Source organism: Pseudomonas sp. FG35, assembly GCF_057809295.1.
Window position 1 is genome coordinate 167,307 of sequence record NZ_JBMDJR010000001.1, and the last position, 21,289, is coordinate 188,595.

Here is a 21,289-nt window from a genome sequence, read left to right on the forward strand (position 1 = left end):
GACGCATGTCCTCATGTTTGTTTTTATCGAGGATTGACGGGAAACCACGGTGCACCGGGCTCGGGTGGCGAGGCGGTGATTCGATGGTATCCTTCGCAAAATGCGTGATAAACAGCGGAAGCATGCGGCCTATGAACACGAATCGTGACCAATTTCCCTTGCCCGAAGACCTCAAGGTGTTCCTTACCGTCATCCGCAAGAACAGCTTTGCCAGCGCCGCCGACGAGTTGGGCTTTTCACCGGCCTACGTCAGCAAGCGCATCTCGGTGCTGGAAACCACGCTGGCGAGCAAGCTGCTGCACCGCACCACCCGACGCATCGCGCTGACTGATGACGGCGAGCGCGTACGAATTTGGGCGGAGAAATTGCTGGGAGATTTCGATCAGTTTCTCGGCGAGATTTCCCAGGCCCGGCACCAGCCGGCGGGGTCGCTGCACATTTGCAGCAGCTTCGGTTTCGGCCGTAATCATGTGGCGCCGGCGATCAGTCAGTTGTCCCGGGCGTGCCCGAAACTCGACATTCGGCTGGACGTGTTCGACCGGGTGGTCGATCTGGTGGGCGAGGGCTTCGATCTGGAAATCCTCGTCGGCGATGACCTGCCGGGCCAGCATCTGGCGCGCAAACTGGTGAGCAATCGGCGCGTGCTGTGCGCCACGCCGGAATACCTCGAACGCCGGGGTACGCCGCAATCTCTCGAAGACCTGAAAGACCACGATTGTCTGGTGCTCAAGGAGCGCAACAACGCGTTCGGCATCTGGACCCTGAGCAAGGACGGGCAAGAAGAGACGGTGCGGGTGAATGGCCCGCTGTCCTCCAACAGCGGCGAGATTGTGCTGGAGTGGGCGCTGAGCGGCGGCGGGATCCTGTTGCGCTCGATGTGGGACGTCAAACCGATGCTCGAGCAGGGCAGGCTGGTGCAGGTGCTGGACGGCTACACCCAGAGCGCCAACGTCTGGGCGGTCTATCCGACCCGGCTCAGCGAGTCGGCAAAGCTGCGGGTATGCGTGGAGTTTCTGGAAGAGTACTTCCGCGATTTGTCCGTGGAATGAAAACGGGCGGTTCAATGAACCGCCCGTTTTTTTGCCATCAACCCAACCAGGGATTGTCCGCCAGATGCCGTGCCTCAAAGGCGCGGATCTGCTCGGTGCGTTGCAGCGTGGTGCCGATGGCGTCCAGCCCGAGCAGCAACGACTGTTTGCGCAACTGATCGATCTCGAATTCGATCAGCGTACCGTCCGCCAGCTCGAGGGTCTGCTGCGCCAGGTTAACGCTGATCCGCGCGGTCGCCGGAACGCTGATCGCCTCGGCTACACGCTTGAACTGCGCGTCGTCCAGCTGAATCGCCAACACACCATTGCGCTGGCAGTTGTCGTAAAAAATCCCGGCGAAGGTGGTGCCGATCAAGGCCCGGATTCCCACTTGCTTCAAGCCCCATACCGCGTGTTCGCGGCTGGAGCCGCAACCGAAGTTGGGGCCGGTCACCAGAAACGCCGCGTCCTGCCAGGCCGGCTGGTTGAGCACGAATTCAGGGTTGGGTTCGCCGGAGGCGAGAAAGCGCAGATCGAAGAACAGCCCGCGATCCAGCCCCTGACGATCGATGCCCTTGAGAAACTGCTTGGGCATGATCACGTCGGTGTCGATGTTGGATGCAAGAAACGGCGCGGCGCTGCCGCTGACGGTGTCGAAAGGTTGCATGGTTCAAGCCTCCAGCGCGACGGTGCGCACGTCAGTCAAATGGCCGCTGATGGCGGCGGCGGCGACCATCGCCGGGCTCATCAGGTGGGTGCGCGCACCGGCGCCCTGACGGCCTTCGAAGTTGCGATTGGTGCTCGACGCACAGCGATCACCTGGCGCGAGCACGTCGTCGTTCATCGCCAGGCACATCGAGCAACCCGATTGCCGCCATTCGAAACCGGCGTCGAGAAAGATCTGCGCCAGGCCTTCGTCCTCGGCCTGATTGCGCACCAACGTCGAGCCGGGAACGATCATCGCCCGCACGTGGGCCGCCACACGCTTGCCGCGCACCACGCGGGCGACATCACGCAAGTCTTCGATCCGCGCATTGGTGCAGGAACCGATGAAGGCATGGCTTATCGTCACTTCGTCCAGCGGCATGCCGGGTGTCAGGCCCATGTAGTCGAGGGCGCGCTGCAGGCCCTGACGCAGGATCGGATCGGGCTGGGCGGCCGGGTCCGGCACGCGCCCTTTGATCGGCGCGGCCTGATCGGGGCTGGTGCCCCAGGTCACCATTGGTTCCAGCTCGGCGACATCGAGGATGACTTCGCGATCGAACACCGCGCACTCGTCGCTGTGCAGGGTTTTCCAGCGCTCGATTGCCTGCTCCCAGACCTTGCCCTTGGGCGCACGCGGCTTGTGTTGCAGGTAGGCGAACACCTTGTCATCCGGTGCCATGAACGCACCCCGGGCGCCGGCCTCGACGGCCATGTTGCAGATGGTCATGCGCGCTTCGACGCTGAGGGCGCTGATGGCCGGGCCGGTGAACTCGATGGCGTAACCGGTGGCGCCGGACGCGCCGATCTTTTCGATCAGCGCCATGATGATGTCCTTGGAGGTGACGCCTGCGCCCAGCTCACCGTTGACCGTCACCCGCAGGGTTTTCAGACGTTTGTAGACCAGCGTCTGGGTTGCCAGCAGGTGCTCGATTTCCGAGGTGCCGATGCCGAAACCGAACGCTCCCAGTGCGCCGTAAGTGGTGGTGTGGCTGTCACCGGCCGCGACCACCATGCCCGGCAAAATGAAACCCTGTTCCGGCGCTACGACGTGTTCGATGCCCTGGCGTTTATCCAGCACATCGAACAGCTCGATGCCGAAGTCACGGCAGTTCTCTTCGAAGTACGACACCTGACGCGCACCCCCGGCGTCAGGCATGGTCGCGATGCGTTTCGGTGCGGTGGGGTTCACATGATCGACCACCGCCAGCGTCGCCGCAGGCCGCCACACCGTACGCCCGGCATCGCGCAGGCCGCTGAAGGCTTGCGGGCTGGTGTATTCGTTGGCGACCTGGCGGTCGATGTAAAGCAGCACGTGGCCCTGATCATCGAGGGTGCAGACGGTGTGACTGTCGATGTGCTTCTGGTACAGCGTTCTCGGGCTGGGCATGGCTTGCGCTCTTTTCTGTCCGGGGCAAAAACAACATGAGGACAGAATATTGATCGCAGAAATGCCATCAAGAGCGCATTGGTGAAGCGGTTAAACACGAACTGTGAGTAATGGCCTCAGGCTTTTGTACGCATTCCGCGCAGCGGATCGTCCAGCAACTCGAACTGCTCGGCCATGAAGTCGATCAGCATCCGCAGCGACGGCAGCATGCCCTGACGGCTGGCAAACACCGCGTAGATCATCTCCGTACGCGGCGCCCAGTCGGGCAGCACCACCGCCAATTGGCCGCGTTCGATGAAGTCATGCACCAGCGACATTGGCATCTGCGCAACGCCGACGCTGTCGATGGCCGCGCAGCGCAGCATCGGCAGGCCTTTGGTGATCAATTGCGGGCGATGTTGTAGGGTGAACTCGGAACCGTCCTGATGGAACAGCGTCCAGCTGTAAACCTGCTGCGGGCTGCCGTGGTGAGCGCTGGGGAAGCGCGACAGGTCTTCCGGCTCGCTCGGTTCACCCAGCCGGCTCAAGAGCGCAGGGCTGGCGACCAGGCACTGCGGCCGCTGCGACAGCACCCGGCTGACCAGCTCGGAATCCTGCAAGGGCGGCGGCCGCACCCGCAACGCCAGATCGACGCCTTCGGCCACCACGTCGACCTGCCGGTCGCTGGCCTCCAGATGCATTTCGACGCGCGGGTGCATGGCCATGAAGCGCGTGATGATCCCGCCGACGCATTCTTCCAGCAGCGTCGTCGGACAGGTCACGCGCAACACGCCGCCCGGTTCGGCGCGGGTCATGGCAATCGCGGCTTCGGCGGCCTCGGCCTGTTTCAGCATCGCCCGGCAATGGTCGTAGTAGGTCTGGCCCAGCTCCGTCACCGAGAAGTGCCGGGTGTTGCGGATGATCAGGCGCACGCCCAGACGCTCCTCAAGCAAGGCAATGCGCCGGCTCAGGTTCGACTTGGGAATCCCCAGCGCCCGCGCCGTCGGCGCAAAGCCGCCGTGGTCCACCACCATCACGAAATACTGCAGGTCATTGAGGTCTAGCACGGGGCGAGATTCGCTGGAAAAGGGACGCCAACTATACAAGCCCGATTGTCCATTGTGTGGGAAGCAGCGGCCCGTTTTCGGCTCTGGTGGGCGATGCCGGGCGAGCCGTAGATTGCGCCGTCCGAACCTTGCACACACTGGATGTAGAACTTGAACAAGCTTTGCGAGATGCAATCGTTCGTCATGGTGGTCGACACCGGCAGTATCACCGAGGCAGCCCGGCAACTGGGCACCGCCAAATCCATGGTCAGCCAGCGGATTGCGCAACTGGAAAAACGACTCGGCAGCATCGTCCTCGAACGCGGGCGGCAGGCCCGGCTGACGGAGGCCGGGGAGGTGTTTTATCGGTATTGCGTGCGGATTCTGTCGGAGGTCGAAGAGGCGGAAGACGCGGTGCTGGCCTTTCAATCGAGCCTGCGCGGCAGCCTGCGGCTGGCGGCGCCGATGGCGTTCAGCATTCGTTACCTGACGCCGATCCTGTCGTCCTTCGCGGTACGCTATCCCGAGTTGCGCCTGGACATCGAATTCGACGATCGCCACGTCAACCTACACGAAGAACGCTACGACGCGGCGATCCGCATCGGTGAGTTGCCGGACTCCTCGCTGGTGGCGAAAACCATCACCGCCAATCGTCATATCATTTGCGCCAGTCCCGACTATCTGGCCGCTCATGGCACGCCGCAAACCCCGCAAGAACTGTCTGAACATTTCGCCATGCTCTACGTGAACCGCGAACCCCACGGCATGTGGACGCTGCCGGTGAACAATGCGCTGGAATCGTTTCGTGTGCGCTGCCGGATGCGCACCAACAACGGCCATCAGTTGATGGAGGCGGCGAAGGCCGGTATGGGGCTGGCGATTCTGCCGACGTTTCTGGCGGCGCAAGCTATCGTGGACGGTGAACTTCAGGAGGTGTTGGCGCCTTACGCGCCCCGAGGCGGGAATATTTCGGCGGTGTACCGACGCTCCCAGCGGGCTTCACCCAAGTTGCAGGCGTTGACCGATTTTCTCTGCGAACAGATCGGCAATCCGCCGGTGTGGGAGCAATTGCTCGGGGCTCATTCGGCCGGTTAAGGCGTTCGGGAAAAGCGAAACCGCGATTCGTTTTTCCCCGGCTTATGAGCCCTCGAACCCTTCAATAAGCTCTTCCTCAACAGGCGCGCTTTGACGCCTGACAGGGAAGAAACCGATGAACGATACCCTTGTTAATTCTGCCCGGCGTGCCCCGGTCGATGTGATCGTGGTGGGCGGCGGTTCCGCCGGCGCGGTACTGGCCCGTCGCTTGAGTGAAAACGTCCGGCGCCAGGTGCTGTTGCTGGAGGCGGGTCAGAGTTTTGCCCCGGGCAAGTACCCCGAAATCGTCGCCAGTAGCGATGTGGTCGGTGCCAATGGCAATCGCCAGTTCGAGTGGGGTTACACCTCCCGGCCGGGCTATGTCGAACACCCGATCGGCGCGTTGCGCGGCAAAGTGCTGGGCGGCAGTTCGGCCATCAACGGCGCGGTGGCGATTCGCGCCCGAGCCACGGACTTCCAGCGCTGGAATCTGCCGGGCTGGAGCTTTGAGGACTTGCTGCCCTCGTTCAAAAAACTGGAAAACCACAGCGGCGGAGCCAGCGCATTGCATGGCCACGACGGGCCGCTGCCGGTGCGTCAGCTCGGCAGCGCCGACGTCACACCAATGCAGAAAGCCTTCATCTACGCCACGGTCGCCAACGGTTACCGGATGATCGACGACTTCGACGGCGCGAATGCCAACGGCGTCGGCCCGTACCCGATGAACATCGTCGACGGCGTGCGGGTCAACACCGGCATGGCTTACCTCACGGACGAGGTGCGCGCCCGCGACAATTTGCAGATTCGCGCCGACAGCCTGGTGGACAAGGTGCTGTTCGACGGCAAACGTGCGGTGGGTGTGCAACTGGCGAATGGCGAGCAATTACGCGCCAACGAAGTGATTCTTTCGGCGGGCAGTTACGGCAGCGCGGCGATCCTGTTGCGCTCCGGTATCGGCCCTGGCGACGATCTGCGCGCACTGGACATTGAGCCGGTCGCCGAATTGCCGGTCGGGCAGAACCTGGCGGATCACCCGTTCTATTACAATGCCTACGCCGCCAAACCCGACCTGATCGGTCGCCAGTCGCCGGCCATCGGCGCCAAGCTCTGGACCCACAGCCGCAGCGCCGAGCACGGCGATCTGGATATTCACATCACCGCGACCCACCTGTTCCCCCATGACCAGAGCCCGACCCAGGTGGGCTTCGTGCTCGCGGTGGCGCTGACCCGGCCGCTGTCCCGAGGCAAGGTTACGCTGGCCAGCCGCGATCCGTCGGTGGCGCCGAATATCGATCTGAATTTTCTCGCCGAGCCCATGGACCGCCAGCGCCTGCTGGACGGTATTCGTCTGGCACGGCGGATCGGTGCGACCGCGCCGCTCAAGGGTTTGATTCACTCGGAGCTGAATCCGGGGCAGGGCAACGACTCCGACGACGCCTTGCTGGCCAGCGTCAAAGCCACGCTCGACACCTATCACCACCCGACCTCGACCGCGCCGATGGGCCGGCCGGGCGATGCCATGGCCGTGGTCGACCTCGAAGCCCGAGTAATCGGCGTGCAGGGCCTGCGGGTGGTCGACGCTTCCATCTTCCCGGACGTGCCGTCCGTTGCCACCAACCTCACCGTGATCGCCACCGCCGAAAAAATCGCCGGTCTCTACGCCTGAATCCAAGGAAGCTTTCGCCATGAACAACACCAAGGTTTTGAACTGGATCGACGGCCTGTGGCTGGATTCCGGTGACTACAAAGACTCCATCGACCCAGCGACTTATGAGCTGATCGGTCGCTACGCCGAAGGCGGACTGGCCGAAGCGCAGCAAGGCATCGAAGCTGCACAACGAGCCTTCACGCAGACCCCATGGAAAGACGACAGTCAACTGCGTGCCCAAGTGCTGCTGGAACTGGCGGACGTCTTTGAACTCAACGCCGCCGAGCTGATCGACACCCTGGCGCTGGAGAACGGCAAGATCCGTCCCGAGGCCGCCTTTGAAGTCGGCATGGTGCCGTCCAAATTGCGCTATTACGCCGCGCTGGCCCGCACCGAATATGGCCGCGCCGCGCAACCCCGGCCCGGCAAGATCTCCCTGGTGATCCGCCAGGCCGTCGGTGTCGCGGGCATCATCGTGCCGTGGAATTCGCCGGTGGTGCTTATGATCCGCTCGCTGGCGCCGGCCTTGGCCGCCGGTTGCACCACGGTGATCAAGATGCCGGGGCAGACCGCGCAGACCAACGCGCTGGTGGCGCGGATCATGAGTGAAGCACCGTCGCTGCCGCGCGGCGTGATCAACCTGTTCAGCGAGCAGGGCGCGACCGGTTCGATTCATCTGGTGGAGTCGCCAAAGGTGCCGGTCATCAGCTTCACCGGCAGCACCGGCACAGGGCGGGCGATCTCGGCAGCGGGGGCGCAACACCTCAAGCGTTTCGGCCTGGAACTGGGTGGCAAAACGCCGATGCTGGTGTTCAACGACGCCGACCTCGACGCCGTGGCGCCGACGCTGGTCAAGGCGCTCACGGTGTTTTCGGGACAGTTCTGCATGACTGGTTCGCGCCTGCTGGTACAGCGCGACATCGCCCACGTATTGACTGAGCGCCTTGCCGCTCGACTTGAAGCGGTGCGGGTCGGGCCGGCGGCGGATCCGGACAGCGACATGGGACCGCTAATCGACAAACCGAACGTGCAGCGTGTCAATCAGGTGGTGGAAGAGGCGATTGCTGCCGGTGCGCAAGTCATCGTGCGCGGTGGGCCGGTGACTGAAGGGCCGCTGGCCAAGGGCGCGTTCTATCGGCCGACGCTGCTACGGGTCAGCGATCCGGAGATGGCCATCGTCCAGCGCGAAACCTTCGGCCCGGTGCTGACCCTACAGGTGTTCGATAGCGAAGCCGAGGCCATTGAACTGGCCAACAACAGCGAATTCGGTCTGGCCGCCAGCGTCTGGACCCGCGACATCGACCGCTCGCTGCGGGTCGCCCGTGAGCTGGAGGCCGGCACGGTGTGGGTCAACGACTGGGCGGTGGTCTACGACGAGTTCGAGGAGGGCGGTTTCAAACAGTCGGGGCAGGGGCGTCTGAACGGTGTGGCAGCGATGGATGATTTTGTCGAGTACAAACACATCGCGCTCAATCCCGGTCGGCGTCAGGAGTGACCGCGATGCGATTATCCCGACCGTGGATCGTCGCGCTGTTGTCGGGGGCGCTGAGTGCGTCCCCGGCCTATGCCGCTGGCGAACAACCGCTGACTTTCACAAGGACTGATCCGGTGTCTCAGGACAAACTCTACGACGCGCTGCTCGATGCGCTTTACGCTACGTTCGGCAAGCATCCGGGCTTTCGCGCGACCCATGCCAAAGGTCTGTTGGTGAACGGGACTTTCACGGCTTCACTTGCGGCGGCGAGTCTCAGCCGTGCGGCCCATTTGCAGGGGAAACCGGTGCCGGTGGTCCTGCGGTTCTCCAACTTCAGTGGCGTGCCGGCCACGGTTGACGGCGACCCGATGGCCAGCCCGCGCGGGCTCGCGGTGCGTTTCAAGCTGCCTAACGGCGAGTTCACCGACATTGTCGGCCATTCGTTCGACGGTTTTCCGGTGGCCACGCCTCTGGAATTTCTCGGCTTCCTGAAAGGCATCGCTGCAACGGTCGCCACACCGCCGGATCCGCAGCCGTTGCAGGCTTTTCTGGCAGAGCATCCGAGGGCCAGACACTTTCTGGAAACGCCGAAACCGGCGCCGTCGAGCTACACCAGCATCGAATACTTCGGCGTGAATTCGCTGGTTTTCAGCAACCATGAAAACCAGGAGCAGATCGTTCGCTATCGCATCGAACCGTTGACCGGCCAATCGCTTATCGGCGACCAGGAAGCCGCCCGCATGCCAGCCGATTATTTGCAGGATGAAATGACGGCGCGACTGGCGAAGGGCCCCGCGCAGATGCGTCTGATCGCGCAACTGGCAGCGTCGGGCGACGTGGTCGAAGACGGCTCGATCCCATGGCCAAGAAACCGCCGCGAAGTCGAACTGGGCCTCTTCACCCTCGATTCGCTGGTGCCCGCCGAAGACCAGCAAGCCGCCCAGCAACGCCTCGACTTCAGCCCCGGCCGTTTGCTCGACGGCATCGCCCTGAGCCGCGACCCGATGACCCTGGCCCGCGACCGCATCTACCAGCGCGCCGTGCTGCGGCGCCAGCAACCATGACCACCGAGGCCGGCGCCCGCTGGAAGCAATGGCTGGTGTCATGGCTGATCGTGTGGCCGCTGTCGGTGTCCATGCCATGGGCACTGGCGGCGCTGCTGGAACTGGCGGATCTGCGATTGCCGGGGTGGTTGTTCAAGATGCTGGTCGCCGGGTTGATCTCGTTCAACATGGTGTATTGGCTGATGCCGCAGAGTTCGCGGTTGATGGCGCGGTGGTGGGTGCGCTAAGTGTTTCGGGCCTTACTCGGTGGTGTCAAAAGCCTCGTGGTAGCTGACGACTCCGACCGGCAATTCTCCGTCAAACGCCAACGCCTGAAAGTATTCCGCCGGAATCCCCGGCAACTCCAGGCCTGCATGAGCCTTGAGTCGCGCGAGGGCCTGATCGGCGGCGCTTTCGAGTCGTGCTGCGAGCAGCCGTTCGAGCTGAAGATGGGCGTCCGGATCCATCGCCTGCACGCCGCTTTCCCAGCGGGAAATCGTCGACTGGGTGACCTTGAACAACTCGGCGGCATGGCTCTGCTTGACGCGGTGCAGCACTCGCCAGCGACGCAGGGCGATGCCGGGCAGACTGGGCTTCAACAAGGTGTCGGACATGGCGATGGATCGCAAAAGGAATGCGGGCCGACAGTCTGAAGACTGTCGGCCCGTGCTGCAAATCGACGCGATATCAGGTCATTCCGGCAGCTTGGCAATCACCTTGATCTCGAACTGAAAGCCATACAGCCAGGTCACGCCGACCGCCGTAATGGTCGGATGCGGCGCCTCGCCCCAGAACTCGGGCACCACTTCCCAGATGGTTTCGAAGGTCGATTGCGGGTCGACCATGAATACCGTCACGTCCACCACGTCATCGAAACTGCCGCCGGCCGCGCCGAGGATCGCATTGAGATTGGTGAAGGCCAGTCGCACCTGTTGCTTGAGATCCGGTTCCGGCGAGCCGTCCTCAAGGCTGCCGACCTGGCCTGAGACAAACAGAAAGCCGTTGGAACGAACCGCCGGGGAATAGCGGTTGCGCTCGTAAAGGGCATGGCGTCCGGGCGGGAAAACCACGTCGCGTTTTGGCTGGGCAACGGTCATGGGGTTTCTCCTTCAATGGGTTGAAAACCGGTGATGGAGCAACTGTAGGGACTTGCCTCGGCGCGATAAACGCGCAACCTTGGCGATCACTGTTTGCAAATACCAAACAATCGAGCCCCTGTCAGAGGTGGGATATGGACCGTTTTGACGCGATGCAAGCTTTCGCCCGGGTGGTGGAGGCGGGCAGTTTCACCAAGGCCGCCGAGACCCTGCACATGAGCAAGACCACCGTGACCCAGCTGATTCAGCAACTGGAGGCGCGGCTGCGAGTGAAGTTGCTCAACCGCACCACGCGCAAGGTCAACGCCACGGCGGACGGCGCGGTTTATTACGAGCGGGTGATCAAGTTGCTGGCGGACATGGACGACGCCGAGACCAGTCTTCCCGGTGCGGCGGCGCAGCCCAAGGGACGCTTGCGGGTCGATGTGCCCAGCCCCCTGGCCAATCTGATTCTGGTGCCGGCTCTGCCCGAGTTTTGCGCGCGGTATCCGGAGATCCAGATCGACATGGGCGTCAGCGACCGAATCGTCGACATCATCGATGAGAACGTAGATTGCGTGGTGCGCGGGGGCGAGCTGCGGGATCAGTCACTGATGGCCCGGAAGGTGGCGGATCTTCAACTTGGCGTGTACGCCGCGCCGAGTTATCTGGCCCGCTCCGGCACCCCGATGCATCCCCGTGAACTGGAAGACAGCCATCATCGGGTGGTCGGTTTCCTTTGGGCACGCACCGGCAAACCGGTGCCGTACGCCTTGCACAATGAACACGAAGACTTGCAGATCAAGGGCCGTCATGTGCTGGCGGTCGATGACGGCAATGCCTATTTGTCGGCGGGCCTCGCGGGGCTGGGCGTGTTGTGGTTGCCCAAGTACATGTCCAAAGCACACGAGGCGAGCGGTGATCTGGTGCCGCTGTTCGAAGACTGGCGCCTTGATCCGATGCCGCTTTACGTCGCCTATCCGCCGAACCGCCATATCAGCCGCAAGCTGCGGGTGTTTATCGACTGGATCGCCGAAGTGATGGCCCGTCACGCACCGGTCATGGATCGCTCAGGTTCGCCAGCAGCCATTCGGTAAAACTGCGGGCCATCGGATCGTTTTCGCTGTCGCGGTGGGTCAGCAGCGCCCAGTTCGGGCCGCGAATGGTCTCGTCCACCAAGGGCTGCAACAGCCCGTCAGCCCGAGCCTTGCGGCTGAGCAACTGGCTGACCAGCGCGATGCCGAGCCCGCCGCATGCAGCGTCCAGCAGCAGGCCCGGATCAGAGAAATTCAAACCCTGATCCTGCTGGCCGACATCGATCCCTGATTCAACCGCCCAATGGCTCCAGTCCATTTCCCGCTCGCCGTGCAGCGTCGTCCGCTGCGCGCTCGGCACGCTCAGCAGGCTCGGGTGGCACGCTGGATAGAGGCGGTCAGCGTGCAACACCTTGAAGCTGCATTCAGCCTGGGAACTGATGTCGTCGCGCACCGCCAGATCGATGGTCTGGGTCGCCATGTCTGGCACCTCATCGGTGCTGAAAATCCACAGATCGACCTGCGGATGCTGTCGCCGAAAATCCCCCAGGCGCGGCAGCAGCCAGTGCCGGGCAAACGCCGGCGTGGTGTTGAGCACCAGTTGATTGGGTTTCTGGTATTGCCCCAGCCGCCGGATGCCCACCGACAGTTGCTGCAGCATGGCCTGGGTGGTGCTGAGCAGATCGTGGCCGGCGTCGGTCAGGCTGACGCTGCGTCCGCTGCGGAAAAACAGCGGTTGCTCGAGGTACGCCTCAAGGCTGCGAATCTGCTGGCTGATGGCCGACTGCGTGAGGCTCAGTTCCTCGGCGGCCTTGTGAAAACTGCCCAGCCTTGCGGCGGCTTCGAAGCCGCGCAACGAGCTGAGGGGTGGCCAGTGTTTCAGCATGATCGATAAGTTCCTCTAATCAGTTTTCCGCTAAATCCATCGTTTGTTTGCCCTTCAGACCGCCATTAGCATGCACGTCAACGCCGCCGAGGCTGTTTTCATTGAACACAATGGCTTAACTCAAAGGGCTTTTTACCATGCAGCAGAACAAAAACAACAACAGCGGTTGGATGATGCCGGCAGAGTGGGTGACGCACGCGGCGACCTGGATGGTCTGGCCCCACAATCAGGCCCTGTGGGAGTCGGGCTGGGGCGTCACGTTGCCGTTGGTGCAGGAAGATTTCGCCCGCGTCGCCAACGCCATCGCCCGGTTCGAACCGGTGAAAATGGTTGTCGATCCGTCGGCCATCGCCAGTGCAAAAGCCTTGTGCGGGCCGAACATCGAACTGATTCCGCTGGCCGTCAACGACAGCTGGTGCCGCGATTCTGGCCCGAGTTTCGTCGTTCACCCTGAGCAAGGTCTGGCGGGCGTGAGCTGGCGGTTCAACGCCTGGGGCGGCAAGTCGGCCCATGATCTGGACGAAAGCCTGGCGCGCCGCGTGCTCAATCACTTGGGCGGCGAGTGCTTCGGCACTGCGCTGAGCAACGAGGGCGGCGCGATCCACGTGGACGGCGAGGGCACGTTGATCACCACCGAATCGGTGCTGCTCAACCCCAATCGCAACCCCGGTGTGAGCAAGGCCGAGATGGAAGAAATCTTCAGCCGCCTGCTCGGCGTGAAGAAAACCATCTGGCTGCCGGGCGATCCGGATTACGTCACCGGCGACATGACCGACGGCCACGTCGATGGCGTCTGCGCCTTCGCTCGTCCCGGCGTGTTGCTGGTGGACGCGACTCACGATTGCAGCTCGGTGTACGCCGAAGTGGTGCGGGAAAACCGCCGCGCACTGGAGCTGGCCACCGACGCTCAGGGCCGCAAATTCGAGCTGATCGAGTTGTATGAAGCCACCGATGCCGTGGACACCGAAGCCGAAGTGTTCTGCGCCTCGTACACCAACTTCTACATCGCCAACGGCGCGATCATCATGCCGGCGTACGGCATCGAGGCCGACCATGTGGCGGCGCAAACCCTGGCCGAGGCGTTCCCAGGCCGTGAAGTGGTGCCGGTGCAGATCAATCACCTGGCCCATGGCGGCGGAGGTGTGCATTGCATCACCCAGCAACAGCCAGCCTGGCCGGTGGAGGGTTGATCGATGACGATATTGAAAGTCGCCACCACCCAGATGCCGTGCACCTGGGACCTGAAAAGCAACCTTGATCGCGCCGAGCAGTTGGTGCGTGAAGCGGCTGGGCAGGGCGCGCAAGTGATCCTGTTGCAGGAGCTGTTCGCCACGCCGTATTTCTGCATCGAGCAGAGCCATCAGCACATGGCGCTGGCCGAGGCGTACCGCGACAGTCAGGTGCTGTCGCGATTCGCCGCGCTGGCCCGCGAACTGGGCGTGGTGTTACCGCTGAGCTGGTACGAGAAGACCGGCAACGCCTACTTCAACTCGCTGAGCGTGGCGGATGCCGACGGGCGCCTGTTGGGCGTGTATCGCAAGACTCACATCCCCAACGCCATCGGTTATCAGGAGAAGGAGTATTTCAGCCCCGGCGACACCGGTTTCAAAGTCTGGGACACCGCGTTCGGCCGCCTCGGCGTGGGCATCTGCTGGGATCAGTGGTTCCCGGAAACTGCCCGCTGCCTGGCGTTGATGGGGGCTGAGGTGCTGCTGTTCCCGACCGCCATCGGCTCGGAACCGGGCTGCGCGGATCTGGATTCGCGCGACCACTGGCAGATGACCATGCGCGGCCACGCGGCTGCCAATCTGCTGCCGGTGATCGCCTCCAACCGGATTGGCCGCGAAGTGGCCGGCACCGATGCGGCGTTGCAAATGAATTTCTACGGCTCATCGTTCATCTGCAACCACAAGGGAAAAGTGCTCGCCGAAGCCGACCGCGCCAGCACCGGTGTCTTGGTGCAAAGCCTGGATCTGGCAGCCATGCGTGAAGATCGCCTGAGCTGGGGCATCTACCGCGACCGTCGTCCGGAAATGTACGGCGCATTGCTGAGCCAGGACGGCCGTCACCTTAACGCCCGCTGGAATCCTCAAGGAGTCTGATATGCCTACTTCACACAAGTGGTTGCTGGGCGCTCTGGGCCTGGCGCTGGCCGGCCTGATGCCGGCCGTGCACGCCGAAGACAAGACCTTACGGCTGTACAACTGGGCTGACTATTTCGCTGAAGACACACTGAGCAAATTCACCGCCGAAACCGGGATCAAGGTGATCTACGACGTGATGGACGGCAGCGAAACCCTGGAAGCCAAAATGCTCTCCGGCGGCAGCGGCTACGATCTGATCTTCCCCGGTGACACCGTGGCCGAACGGCTGATGCGCGCCGGCAGCCTGTTGCCGCTGGATCCTTCGAAGATCACCGCGATGAACGACATCGAATCGGGCCTGCAAAAACTGCGCAGCCATTACGAGCATTCGAACAAGGCCACCGTGCCGTACACCTGGGGCACCATCGGCCTGACCTACAACGCCGAGCAGATCAAGCAACGCATGGCCGACGCGCCGGTCAACAGCCTCGGCATGCTGTTCAAACCGGAGCTGGCGGCCAAATTTGCCGATTGCGGGATTTCGATGATCGACTCGCCGGACGAAGTGCTGGCCGTGGTGCTCAACTATCTGGGACGCGACCCGCGCAGCGCCAAGCCTGCGGATCTGGCGGCGGCCAGTGATTTGCTGATGAAGCTGCGGCCGTACATTCGCAAGTTCCAGTCGCAACCGGTGACCGATCTGGTCAACGGCAACCTGTGCCTGTCCCTCGGCTACAGCGGCGACATGACTCAGGCCCAGCGCACTTCGGACAGCGCCGGCAAGCAGACCCGCTTCCAGTACCGCGTGCCGCGTGAGGGCACCACGGTGTGGATGGACACCATGGCCATTCCGGTGGATGCCAAACACCCGGAATACGCCTACGAATTCATCAACTTCGTGATGCGCCCGGAAAACATGGCTGCGATCAGCAATTTCACCGGTTACCCGACCTCCAACGCCAAGGCCCGGCCAAACGTGGATGAGGCCATGCGCAACAACCCGGACATCTACCTCGACGAAGCGACCTATGCTCGTCTGATACCGGGCAAGGACATTCCCCAGGCTGACATGCGCGCCCGCATGCGCACCTGGACCAAATTCAAGACTGCCACTGCCAAGTGATTTTTCCGGGCCGCCCCGGCGGCCCCTTACCCATCAGGAACGTACACATGCCGACTCGTCGCGAGTTCATCAAACAGGTTTCAGTCGCCGTCGGTGCAGGCGCTGCCGTCATGGGTCTTGGCCTGTCCCCGGCGCGGGTACTGGCGGCCAGTGAAGGTCGCTGGTTCATGCCCGACGAGGGCGACAAGCACGAACGCGCCTACATGGCCTTCGGCGCGCAGGACGCCATCTGGGAAGACTTCACCGAAGACGTCCAGGAAGCCCTGGGCCGAATCGCCCGCGCCATCGCCCGCTATGAACCGCTGACCATCTACTGCCGCAGCGGCGAGCGCAGCCTGGCCGAAGAGATTTGCGGCAGCTCCAACATCACCTACCAGATCGCCAACCTCGACGACATCTGGATGCGCGACATCAGCGCCAACTTCGTCATCGATGACAAGAACGGCCTGGGCGCGGTGGACTTCAACTTCAGCGGCTGGGGCAACAAGCAACAGCATTCGAAGGACGCGAAGATCGCCAAACGCGTGGCGGCCGATGCGCAGGCGACCTACCAGCGCAGCGAACTGGTGGGCGAGGGCGGCGGCATCGAAGTCGACGGTCACGGCACCGCGATCATGACCGAAAGCTGCTGGGTCAACGAAAACCGCAACCCCGGCTGGAGTAAGGCCGACGTCGAGGCGGAACTGAAAGCACGCCTCGGTCTGCGCAAGATCATCTGGCTGCCGGGCATCAAGGGCAAGGACATCACCGACGCCCACGTCGATTTCTACGCGCGCTTCGTCACGCCCGGCGTGGTGATCGCCAACCTCGACACCGACCCGCGCTCCTACGACAACAAGGTCACCCTGGCGCACCTGGAAATCCTGAAGAAAGCCACCGACGCCGACGGTCGTCCGTTGCAGATCCACACCGTGTCGCCACCGCTGAAACCGCGCAAGACCAAGTTCAACAAGGACAACGACGATTTCGCGGCCGGTTACATCAACTATTTCGTGATCAACGGCGCGGTGATCGCTCCGGAGTTCGGCGACAAGGACGCCGACAAGAAGGCCTTCGACCTGCTGAAAAAGCTCTACCCGAACCGCGACGTGGTGCAGATCAACATCGACGCCATCGCGGCCGGTGGTGGCGGGATTCACTGCGTGACCAGTCACCAGCCGGCGTAAGGCTCAGCTTCTGCGCACCGCCACGCATTTGATTTCCACCAGCAACCCCGGGTGAGCCAGTTGGCTGACGCCGATGCAGGTCCAGGCGCAGAAGCCTTTGGGGAATACGCGGTTCTTCACGTCACGAAACACCGGCATGTGTTGGCTCATGTCGACGTGATAGGTGGTCATCTCCACCACATCGTTGAAGGTGCAGCCACCGGCCTTCAGCACTTCGTCGAGGTTTTCCCAGGCGCGGATGAACTGTTGCTCGGGGTCTTCGATGACCTTCAAGTCAGCCGTCCGGCCCACCTGACCGGCGCAGTAAAGCGTATCGCCGACCAGAACCGCCGGAGCGTATCCGGCGCGTTCCACGATGGGTTTCATGGAGTCGGGGATGATGATTTTGCGATCGGGCATCGAGTTTTCCTTCAGTGACGGATTTCAGCGACCGTGCGCGGTCGCTGCCAACTGCTCGGTATCCACTCGCACGAATACCGAATCACCCACTGCCGTCAGCACATCCCCGGCGTAGACCTCGCAGATCACCCGGGTTTTGCGTCCGACTTCTCCCTCGACTTTCGCCTTCAGTGTCAGCGGGACACCCATCGGCGTCGGTTTGATGAACTTGATGCCGAGGTTGCCGGTGACGCAGTTGATGCGTGGCTGGCTTTCGGGTTCGCGTTGCTCGGCCCGGTAGTGATAAGCCATCGCGGTCCAGTTGGAATGGCAGTCCACCAGCATCGCGATCAAACCGCCGTAGACCAGTTCCGGCCAGCCGCAGTATTTGGCCTCGGGCACATGCTCGGCCATGACGTGCACGCCGTCCTCGTGCCAGAAACTCTTGATGTGCAAGCCGTGCGGGTTGCTGCTGCCGCAGCCGAAACAAACGCCCTCGGGGGCGGCGGTGTCTTGCAGGGAGGTGTCTTGGGTGGACATGCTGGGGTCATCCTTAAACTGTTAGCCGAACCGGGCGGATTCTAACCCCGAATAAAGGACGCAGCTCGATCAATGCGATTGTTCGCTCAAAAGGCGCGGGACTGGCCGAGCCAGGGGGGGCAGCTTTACGTCAGATCAACAATCCCGGCGTATCGGGGCGCATCAGCCACGTTGCGCCAGATTGCGTTGAAACTCTTCGAAACTGCAGGGCAGCGTCGTGGCCTTGCGTTTTTTTGACTTGTCGCGCTCGTCCGGCAGTTGATCGCTCAATTCCCAGACCTCGAGCATCTTTGCGTATTCGAAAGCATGGCGCGGGTCGATCTGAATCCACTGCTGGAACGCCTGGCGTTCGTCGGGCGTGCAGGTTTCGTCTTGCAGGCGCATGCACCAGTGCGCCGCTTGCGTCAGGATTTCATCATCTGCGTCGTTCATTGACGGGTTCCAGAAGGGGCGAAGACTGCAGTTTACGTGGGTGCTTGCAAAAAAAACGTCAAAGCACGTCGAGTATTTAAACGGTTAGTGAACGTTTGACGGACAAAAAACGCCGCCAATGGACAGATCGCGCCATGATTTCCGGGCTTCGCCGATTTGTCATATTCCGTCACATTTCAATGCAGATAGTGGGCAGCCCAACCTGTTTCCAGTGAGGCTGCCCCGTGTATCAACGTCTTGTGTGTTCGCTGTCCGTGCTGAGTCTGTCCATTGCTGCCGCCCAGGCCGCCGATCTCGATACCCCGCGCCTGGCAGGCATCGACAATTTTCGGGATATCGCAGGCACCACAACCCCCTATTCCACGGCCCATGACGGCACAATGCGCGCCGGTGTGTTCTACCGCTCCAATGCCCTGACGCCGACGGCGGCGGACCTGGCGACCCTCAACGGTCTGGGGATCAAGTCGGTGTACGACCTGCGCACGCCCAGCGAAATTGCCAGCACGCCGGACACGATGCCAAGCGGTGCGACCTACCAGAACATCGACATCATCGGCAGCACCACCTCCGGCGCGAACATCACCACCGTGTCGTTCAAAAGCGCAGCCGATGCGATTGCGATGATGCAGGAGACCAACCGCGCGTTCGTCAGCGATGCCGGTATGCGTGGTCAGTTCGGTGCGCTGTTCAATGAACTGGCCGGTGTCGACGGCGCCGCGCTGTTCCATTGCACCGCCGGCAAGGACCGCACCGGCTGGACCGCTGCCGTTCTGTTGAGCATCGCCGGCGTGGATAACGCCACGATCATGAGCAACTACCTGGCGACCAACGACTACACCGCCGCGCGGGTCGCCAAAACCCTGGCGATGATGCCGCCGAGCATGGCCGCGATCTACGCGCCGCTGCTGGGCGTCGAGGCCAGTTACCTGCAAGCGGGTCTGGATCAGGTCACCGCGCAGTACGGCAGCATGGACAACTACCTCAAGCAGGGGCTGGGTCTGTCCCAGGAAACCATTTATGTACTGCGCGGCAAAATGGTCGAGTACAACAGCCTGCCGGGTCAGGCGGGGCTGATCGGCAACGCCGCCGCCGGTGCGCAGCTGTTGCAGGAATTGCAGAACAGCAAGCTCTCGGGCACTTACAGCGCCTACAACTACTACCTGCAATCGGCCATCGACGCCGGCACCCTTAGTGGCGTCGAGTCCACGGTCGGCGGTCAGGTACATGCGGATGCGGCCAGTTATCTGCTGCGTCAGAACGCAATGATCGAACAGGCCGCCGCGCCATTCGCCAGCGGCACTGACCTCAAGGTCGGTCAATACCGCTTGTGGAGCACCGCGCTCGCCGGTTACCTGGGCACCGACGGTTCGGCCCATGCGCAAAGCAGCAACGAACACAGTCAGGGCCTGATGGTTGGCGTCACGCAGCGCTTCTCCGAACAACTCAGCGCTCGCGGCGGCATCGGTTACAGCAAAGGCTCGGTGGGCGGCGCAGGCGGCGAGGCTGACACCAATTTCACCTTCCTCGACCTTGGCGCCCGTTATGGTTTCACCAGCCTGGAACGTGGCCTGTTTGTCGATGCCAATATCAGCGCCGGTTACGTCGACTACGACAGCAAACGCGACCTCGGTGGCGGCCTCGGCTCGGCGAAGGGCGACACCCACGGCAATCTCAGCGGCGCCACGTTGGCACTCGGTTATCGGATGCCGATGAACGATGTGGTTCTGGAGCCGAGCCTTGGCGTGCGGGTCAGCCGTCTGGACCTGTCAGGCTTCCAGGAGAAGGGCAGCGAATTGGCCCTTAATGTCGATGACATTCAGGAAACCCGCCGCAGTGCGGTGGCCAATCTCGACGTCTCGTTCGCCCCGATGTCGATGGGCGCGTGGCAACTGGTGCCGGGCGTGCGGGTCGGTTACGAGCATGTGCTGGGCGATCATCAGGTCGACAGCGAAGGGCACCTGCTGGGGCTGGATATCGAGCAGCGCGCGGCGTTCGATAACCGCGATCAGTTCAGCGGGGGTGTCAACCTGATGGCCAACCTCGGTGCTCTGAGCCTTGGTGCGGAAGTCGGTGCCAGCGGTGGCGGCGACAGCCATGGTTTCAGCGGCGGGCTCAAGGCCAGTTACCAGTTCTGATCAACTGAAGGTGAAGGAAAAGGATTGCCTCAGCGCAATCCTTTTCGAACCTCGGCCGGGCTCACGCCGTAGGCATTCTGGAAATACTGGCTGAACCGGCCGACATTGCTGAAGCCCAATCGCAGCGCCACCTCAGTCACCGACGGCGAAACGCCCTGACGCAACGTTTCGTAAGCGCGCTCCAGCCGCACCTGCCGCTGATACCCGACAATCGACATCCCGGCAAACCGTCGAAACCCTTCCTGCAATGCGCGCAGGCTGACGTTGGCCAGCCGCGCCAGATCCGTGCCACTGATCTGAATCTCGGGATGCGCCTGAATGTAATCGATCGCCTGCCGCACATGCCTGGGCGCAATCAATGCCTCTGGACGGCGCAAGGCCTGGCTGAAATTGTGCGGCCAGGCTTCCAATACCGCGTCCACCAGCATCTCCCGCAGCCGTGACGGCATCAGCGAGCCAGCGTTCAACAGCAGATCGAATTCCGCACCGGTGGCCAGATCGATCAGCGCGCGAATGCCCTGAAACGCCGGGCTGTTCAGATCCACCCTCGGCTCGAAATGCAGCTTGTGCACGATCGGTTTGCCCAGCAGGGTCGACAGCCGTTCGGTGAGCGCCGCACGGCTGATCGACATGCCGTGCTGGGCATGATTGTCGATAAAACGCATCGAACGCAGGTCAGCCTTGTCGATGGCCAGCCCTACATCGCTCAGCCCCACGGAATCATGGTTGAATACGATCTTGCCGGCGGTGGGAATGACGAAGGTGATTTCATCGAACGGCTCGGGGAAGGCGACGGTGAAATCGCCCCGGTAATGCATGCGCCGGAAACTCACGCCTTCGTACCGCCCGTAAACGCCGCCAATGATGATGTCTTTGGGCGGCGGTGGTGTGTCGCCATAACGGTTGCCGAACATTCGCGAGAACAGGGCGCCGAAGTCGTCACTGGCCATGTTGTCGGATCGCAGGATGAGGGTCTGGCGCGTCGGGCTTGAGTACACCGGGAGGGTCACCTTGGTGGTCGGGGCATCGGGGCGCGACGACGTTACCAAGG

General features: G+C 62.5%; 21 protein-coding genes and 1 pseudogene. 12 read left to right on the forward strand and 10 right to left on the reverse strand.

Translation table 11 applies throughout. The annotated features are described in order from the left end of the window. Positions 1 to 131: 131 nt before the first annotated feature. Positions 132 to 1,049, forward strand: a complete 918-nt coding sequence (locus ACODTD_RS00695; protein ID WP_041475228.1) for a LysR substrate-binding domain-containing protein — start codon at positions 132 to 134, stop codon at positions 1,047 to 1,049. Positions 1,050 to 1,086: 37 nt separating this feature from the next. On the opposite strand, the gene leuD is transcribed toward ACODTD_RS00695, so the two are convergent. The 3 genes from leuD to ACODTD_RS00710 form a co-directional block, all read right to left on the reverse strand. Then, complete coding sequence (gene leuD / locus ACODTD_RS00700; RefSeq protein ID WP_011333782.1) at positions 1,087 to 1,695, reverse strand: 3-isopropylmalate dehydratase small subunit; 609 nt, start codon at positions 1,693 to 1,695, stop codon at positions 1,087 to 1,089. Between the two features lie 3 nt (positions 1,696 to 1,698). Beyond that, positions 1,699 to 3,120 (reverse strand): 3-isopropylmalate dehydratase large subunit, encoded by a 1,422-nt coding sequence (leuC, locus tag ACODTD_RS00705; protein ID WP_221614898.1) that lies wholly within the window; start codon positions 3,118 to 3,120, stop codon positions 1,699 to 1,701. Positions 3,121 to 3,236: 116 nt separating this feature from the next. Beyond that, positions 3,237 to 4,166 carry a LysR substrate-binding domain-containing protein gene (locus ACODTD_RS00710; protein WP_041475229.1) on the reverse strand — a complete coding sequence of 310 codons (930 nt, stop codon included), beginning with the start codon at positions 4,164 to 4,166 and terminating at the stop codon, positions 3,237 to 3,239. Between the two features lie 150 nt (positions 4,167 to 4,316). Between ACODTD_RS00710 and ACODTD_RS00715 the strand changes: the two genes are divergently transcribed. The 5 genes from ACODTD_RS00715 to ACODTD_RS00735 all read left to right on the forward strand — a co-directional run bounded on the left by ACODTD_RS00715 (position 4,317) and on the right by ACODTD_RS00735 (position 9,632). Further along, a complete protein-coding gene (locus ACODTD_RS00715; RefSeq protein ID WP_041475230.1) occupies positions 4,317 to 5,240 on the forward strand; it encodes a LysR family transcriptional regulator in 924 nt (307 codons plus the stop codon). A 115-nt stretch (positions 5,241 to 5,355) separates the two neighbouring features. After that, positions 5,356 to 6,885 carry a GMC family oxidoreductase gene (locus ACODTD_RS00720; protein ID WP_489104299.1) on the forward strand — a complete coding sequence of 510 codons (1,530 nt, stop codon included), beginning with the start codon at positions 5,356 to 5,358 and terminating at the stop codon, positions 6,883 to 6,885. A 19-nt stretch (positions 6,886 to 6,904) separates the two neighbouring features. After that, positions 6,905 to 8,362, forward strand: a complete 1,458-nt coding sequence (locus ACODTD_RS00725; protein WP_011333787.1) for an aldehyde dehydrogenase family protein — start codon at positions 6,905 to 6,907, stop codon at positions 8,360 to 8,362. 5 nt (positions 8,363 to 8,367) lie between these two features. After that, complete coding sequence (locus ACODTD_RS00730) at positions 8,368 to 9,405, forward strand: catalase family peroxidase (RefSeq protein ID WP_489104300.1); 1,038 nt, start codon at positions 8,368 to 8,370, stop codon at positions 9,403 to 9,405. Beyond that, the gene (locus tag ACODTD_RS00735) at positions 9,402 to 9,632 is read left to right on the forward strand and encodes a putative antibiotic biosynthesis monooxygenase (RefSeq protein ID WP_041475231.1); all 231 of its coding nucleotides are present in this window, start codon (positions 9,402 to 9,404) and stop codon (positions 9,630 to 9,632) included. The genes ACODTD_RS00730 and ACODTD_RS00735 overlap by 4 nt, the downstream gene beginning before the upstream one ends. A gap of 135 nt (positions 9,633 to 9,767) precedes the next feature. Here the strand turns inward: ACODTD_RS00735 and ACODTD_RS00740 are convergent. After that, a pseudogene (locus ACODTD_RS00740) lies at positions 9,768 to 9,998 on the reverse strand (helix-turn-helix domain-containing protein); the annotation flags it as partial. Positions 9,999 to 10,076: 78 nt separating this feature from the next. Beyond that, positions 10,077 to 10,481 (reverse strand): RidA family protein, encoded by a 405-nt coding sequence (locus ACODTD_RS00745; RefSeq protein WP_489104301.1) that lies wholly within the window; start codon positions 10,479 to 10,481, stop codon positions 10,077 to 10,079. Positions 10,482 to 10,615: 134 nt separating this feature from the next. Here ACODTD_RS00745 and ACODTD_RS00750 point away from each other — a divergent pair, with 134 nt between their 5' ends. Then, entirely contained in the window at positions 10,616 to 11,557 is a 942-nt protein-coding gene (locus ACODTD_RS00750) for a LysR family transcriptional regulator (RefSeq protein WP_221614893.1), read from the forward strand. Here ACODTD_RS00750 and ACODTD_RS00755 read toward each other — a convergent pair. After that, positions 11,520 to 12,380 (reverse strand): LysR substrate-binding domain-containing protein, encoded by an 861-nt coding sequence (locus ACODTD_RS00755; protein ID WP_011333792.1) that lies wholly within the window; start codon positions 12,378 to 12,380, stop codon positions 11,520 to 11,522. The genes ACODTD_RS00750 and ACODTD_RS00755 overlap by 38 nt on opposite strands. Before the next feature lie 137 nt (positions 12,381 to 12,517). Here ACODTD_RS00755 and ACODTD_RS00760 point away from each other — a divergent pair, with 137 nt between their 5' ends. The 4 genes from ACODTD_RS00760 to ACODTD_RS00775 are packed head-to-tail and all read left to right on the forward strand — an operon-like array spanning position 12,518 to position 16,753. Continuing rightward, positions 12,518 to 13,570: an agmatine deiminase family protein gene (locus ACODTD_RS00760; protein WP_221614892.1), complete on the forward strand. Its 1,053-nt coding sequence runs from the start codon at positions 12,518 to 12,520 to the stop codon at positions 13,568 to 13,570. A gap of 3 nt (positions 13,571 to 13,573) precedes the next feature. Then, a complete protein-coding gene (gene aguB, locus ACODTD_RS00765) occupies positions 13,574 to 14,482 on the forward strand; it encodes an N-carbamoylputrescine amidase (RefSeq protein WP_489104302.1) in 909 nt (302 codons plus the stop codon). 1 nt (position 14,483) lies between these two features. Next, positions 14,484 to 15,587, forward strand: coding sequence for an extracellular solute-binding protein (locus ACODTD_RS00770; protein WP_489104303.1), 1,104 nt, complete (start codon positions 14,484 to 14,486; stop codon positions 15,585 to 15,587). Positions 15,588 to 15,634: 47 nt separating this feature from the next. Next, a complete protein-coding gene (locus ACODTD_RS00775) occupies positions 15,635 to 16,753 on the forward strand; it encodes an agmatine deiminase family protein (protein ID WP_011333796.1) in 1,119 nt (372 codons plus the stop codon). Between the two features lie 3 nt (positions 16,754 to 16,756). On the opposite strand, the gene ACODTD_RS00780 is transcribed toward ACODTD_RS00775, so the two are convergent. The 3 genes from ACODTD_RS00780 to ACODTD_RS00790 form a co-directional block, all read right to left on the reverse strand. Beyond that, complete coding sequence (locus tag ACODTD_RS00780) at positions 16,757 to 17,152, reverse strand: RidA family protein (RefSeq protein WP_221614890.1); 396 nt, start codon at positions 17,150 to 17,152, stop codon at positions 16,757 to 16,759. Between the two features lie 24 nt (positions 17,153 to 17,176). Continuing rightward, positions 17,177 to 17,671, reverse strand: coding sequence for a PaaI family thioesterase (locus ACODTD_RS00785; protein ID WP_489104304.1), 495 nt, complete (start codon positions 17,669 to 17,671; stop codon positions 17,177 to 17,179). 162 nt (positions 17,672 to 17,833) lie between these two features. Further along, a complete protein-coding gene (locus tag ACODTD_RS00790) occupies positions 17,834 to 18,103 on the reverse strand; it encodes a FecR/PupR family sigma factor regulator (protein ID WP_285355265.1) in 270 nt (89 codons plus the stop codon). A 224-nt stretch (positions 18,104 to 18,327) separates the two neighbouring features. Between ACODTD_RS00790 and ACODTD_RS00795 the strand changes: the two genes are divergently transcribed. Then, entirely contained in the window at positions 18,328 to 20,238 is a 1,911-nt protein-coding gene (locus tag ACODTD_RS00795) for a tyrosine-protein phosphatase (protein WP_285355267.1), read from the forward strand. A gap of 29 nt (positions 20,239 to 20,267) precedes the next feature. Here ACODTD_RS00795 and ACODTD_RS00800 read toward each other — a convergent pair whose 3' ends face one another. Continuing rightward, on the reverse strand, positions 20,268 to 21,236 hold the full coding sequence (locus ACODTD_RS00800) for a helix-turn-helix transcriptional regulator (protein ID WP_489104305.1): 969 nt from the start codon (positions 21,234 to 21,236) through the stop codon (positions 20,268 to 20,270). Positions 21,237 to 21,289 lie beyond the last annotated feature (53 nt).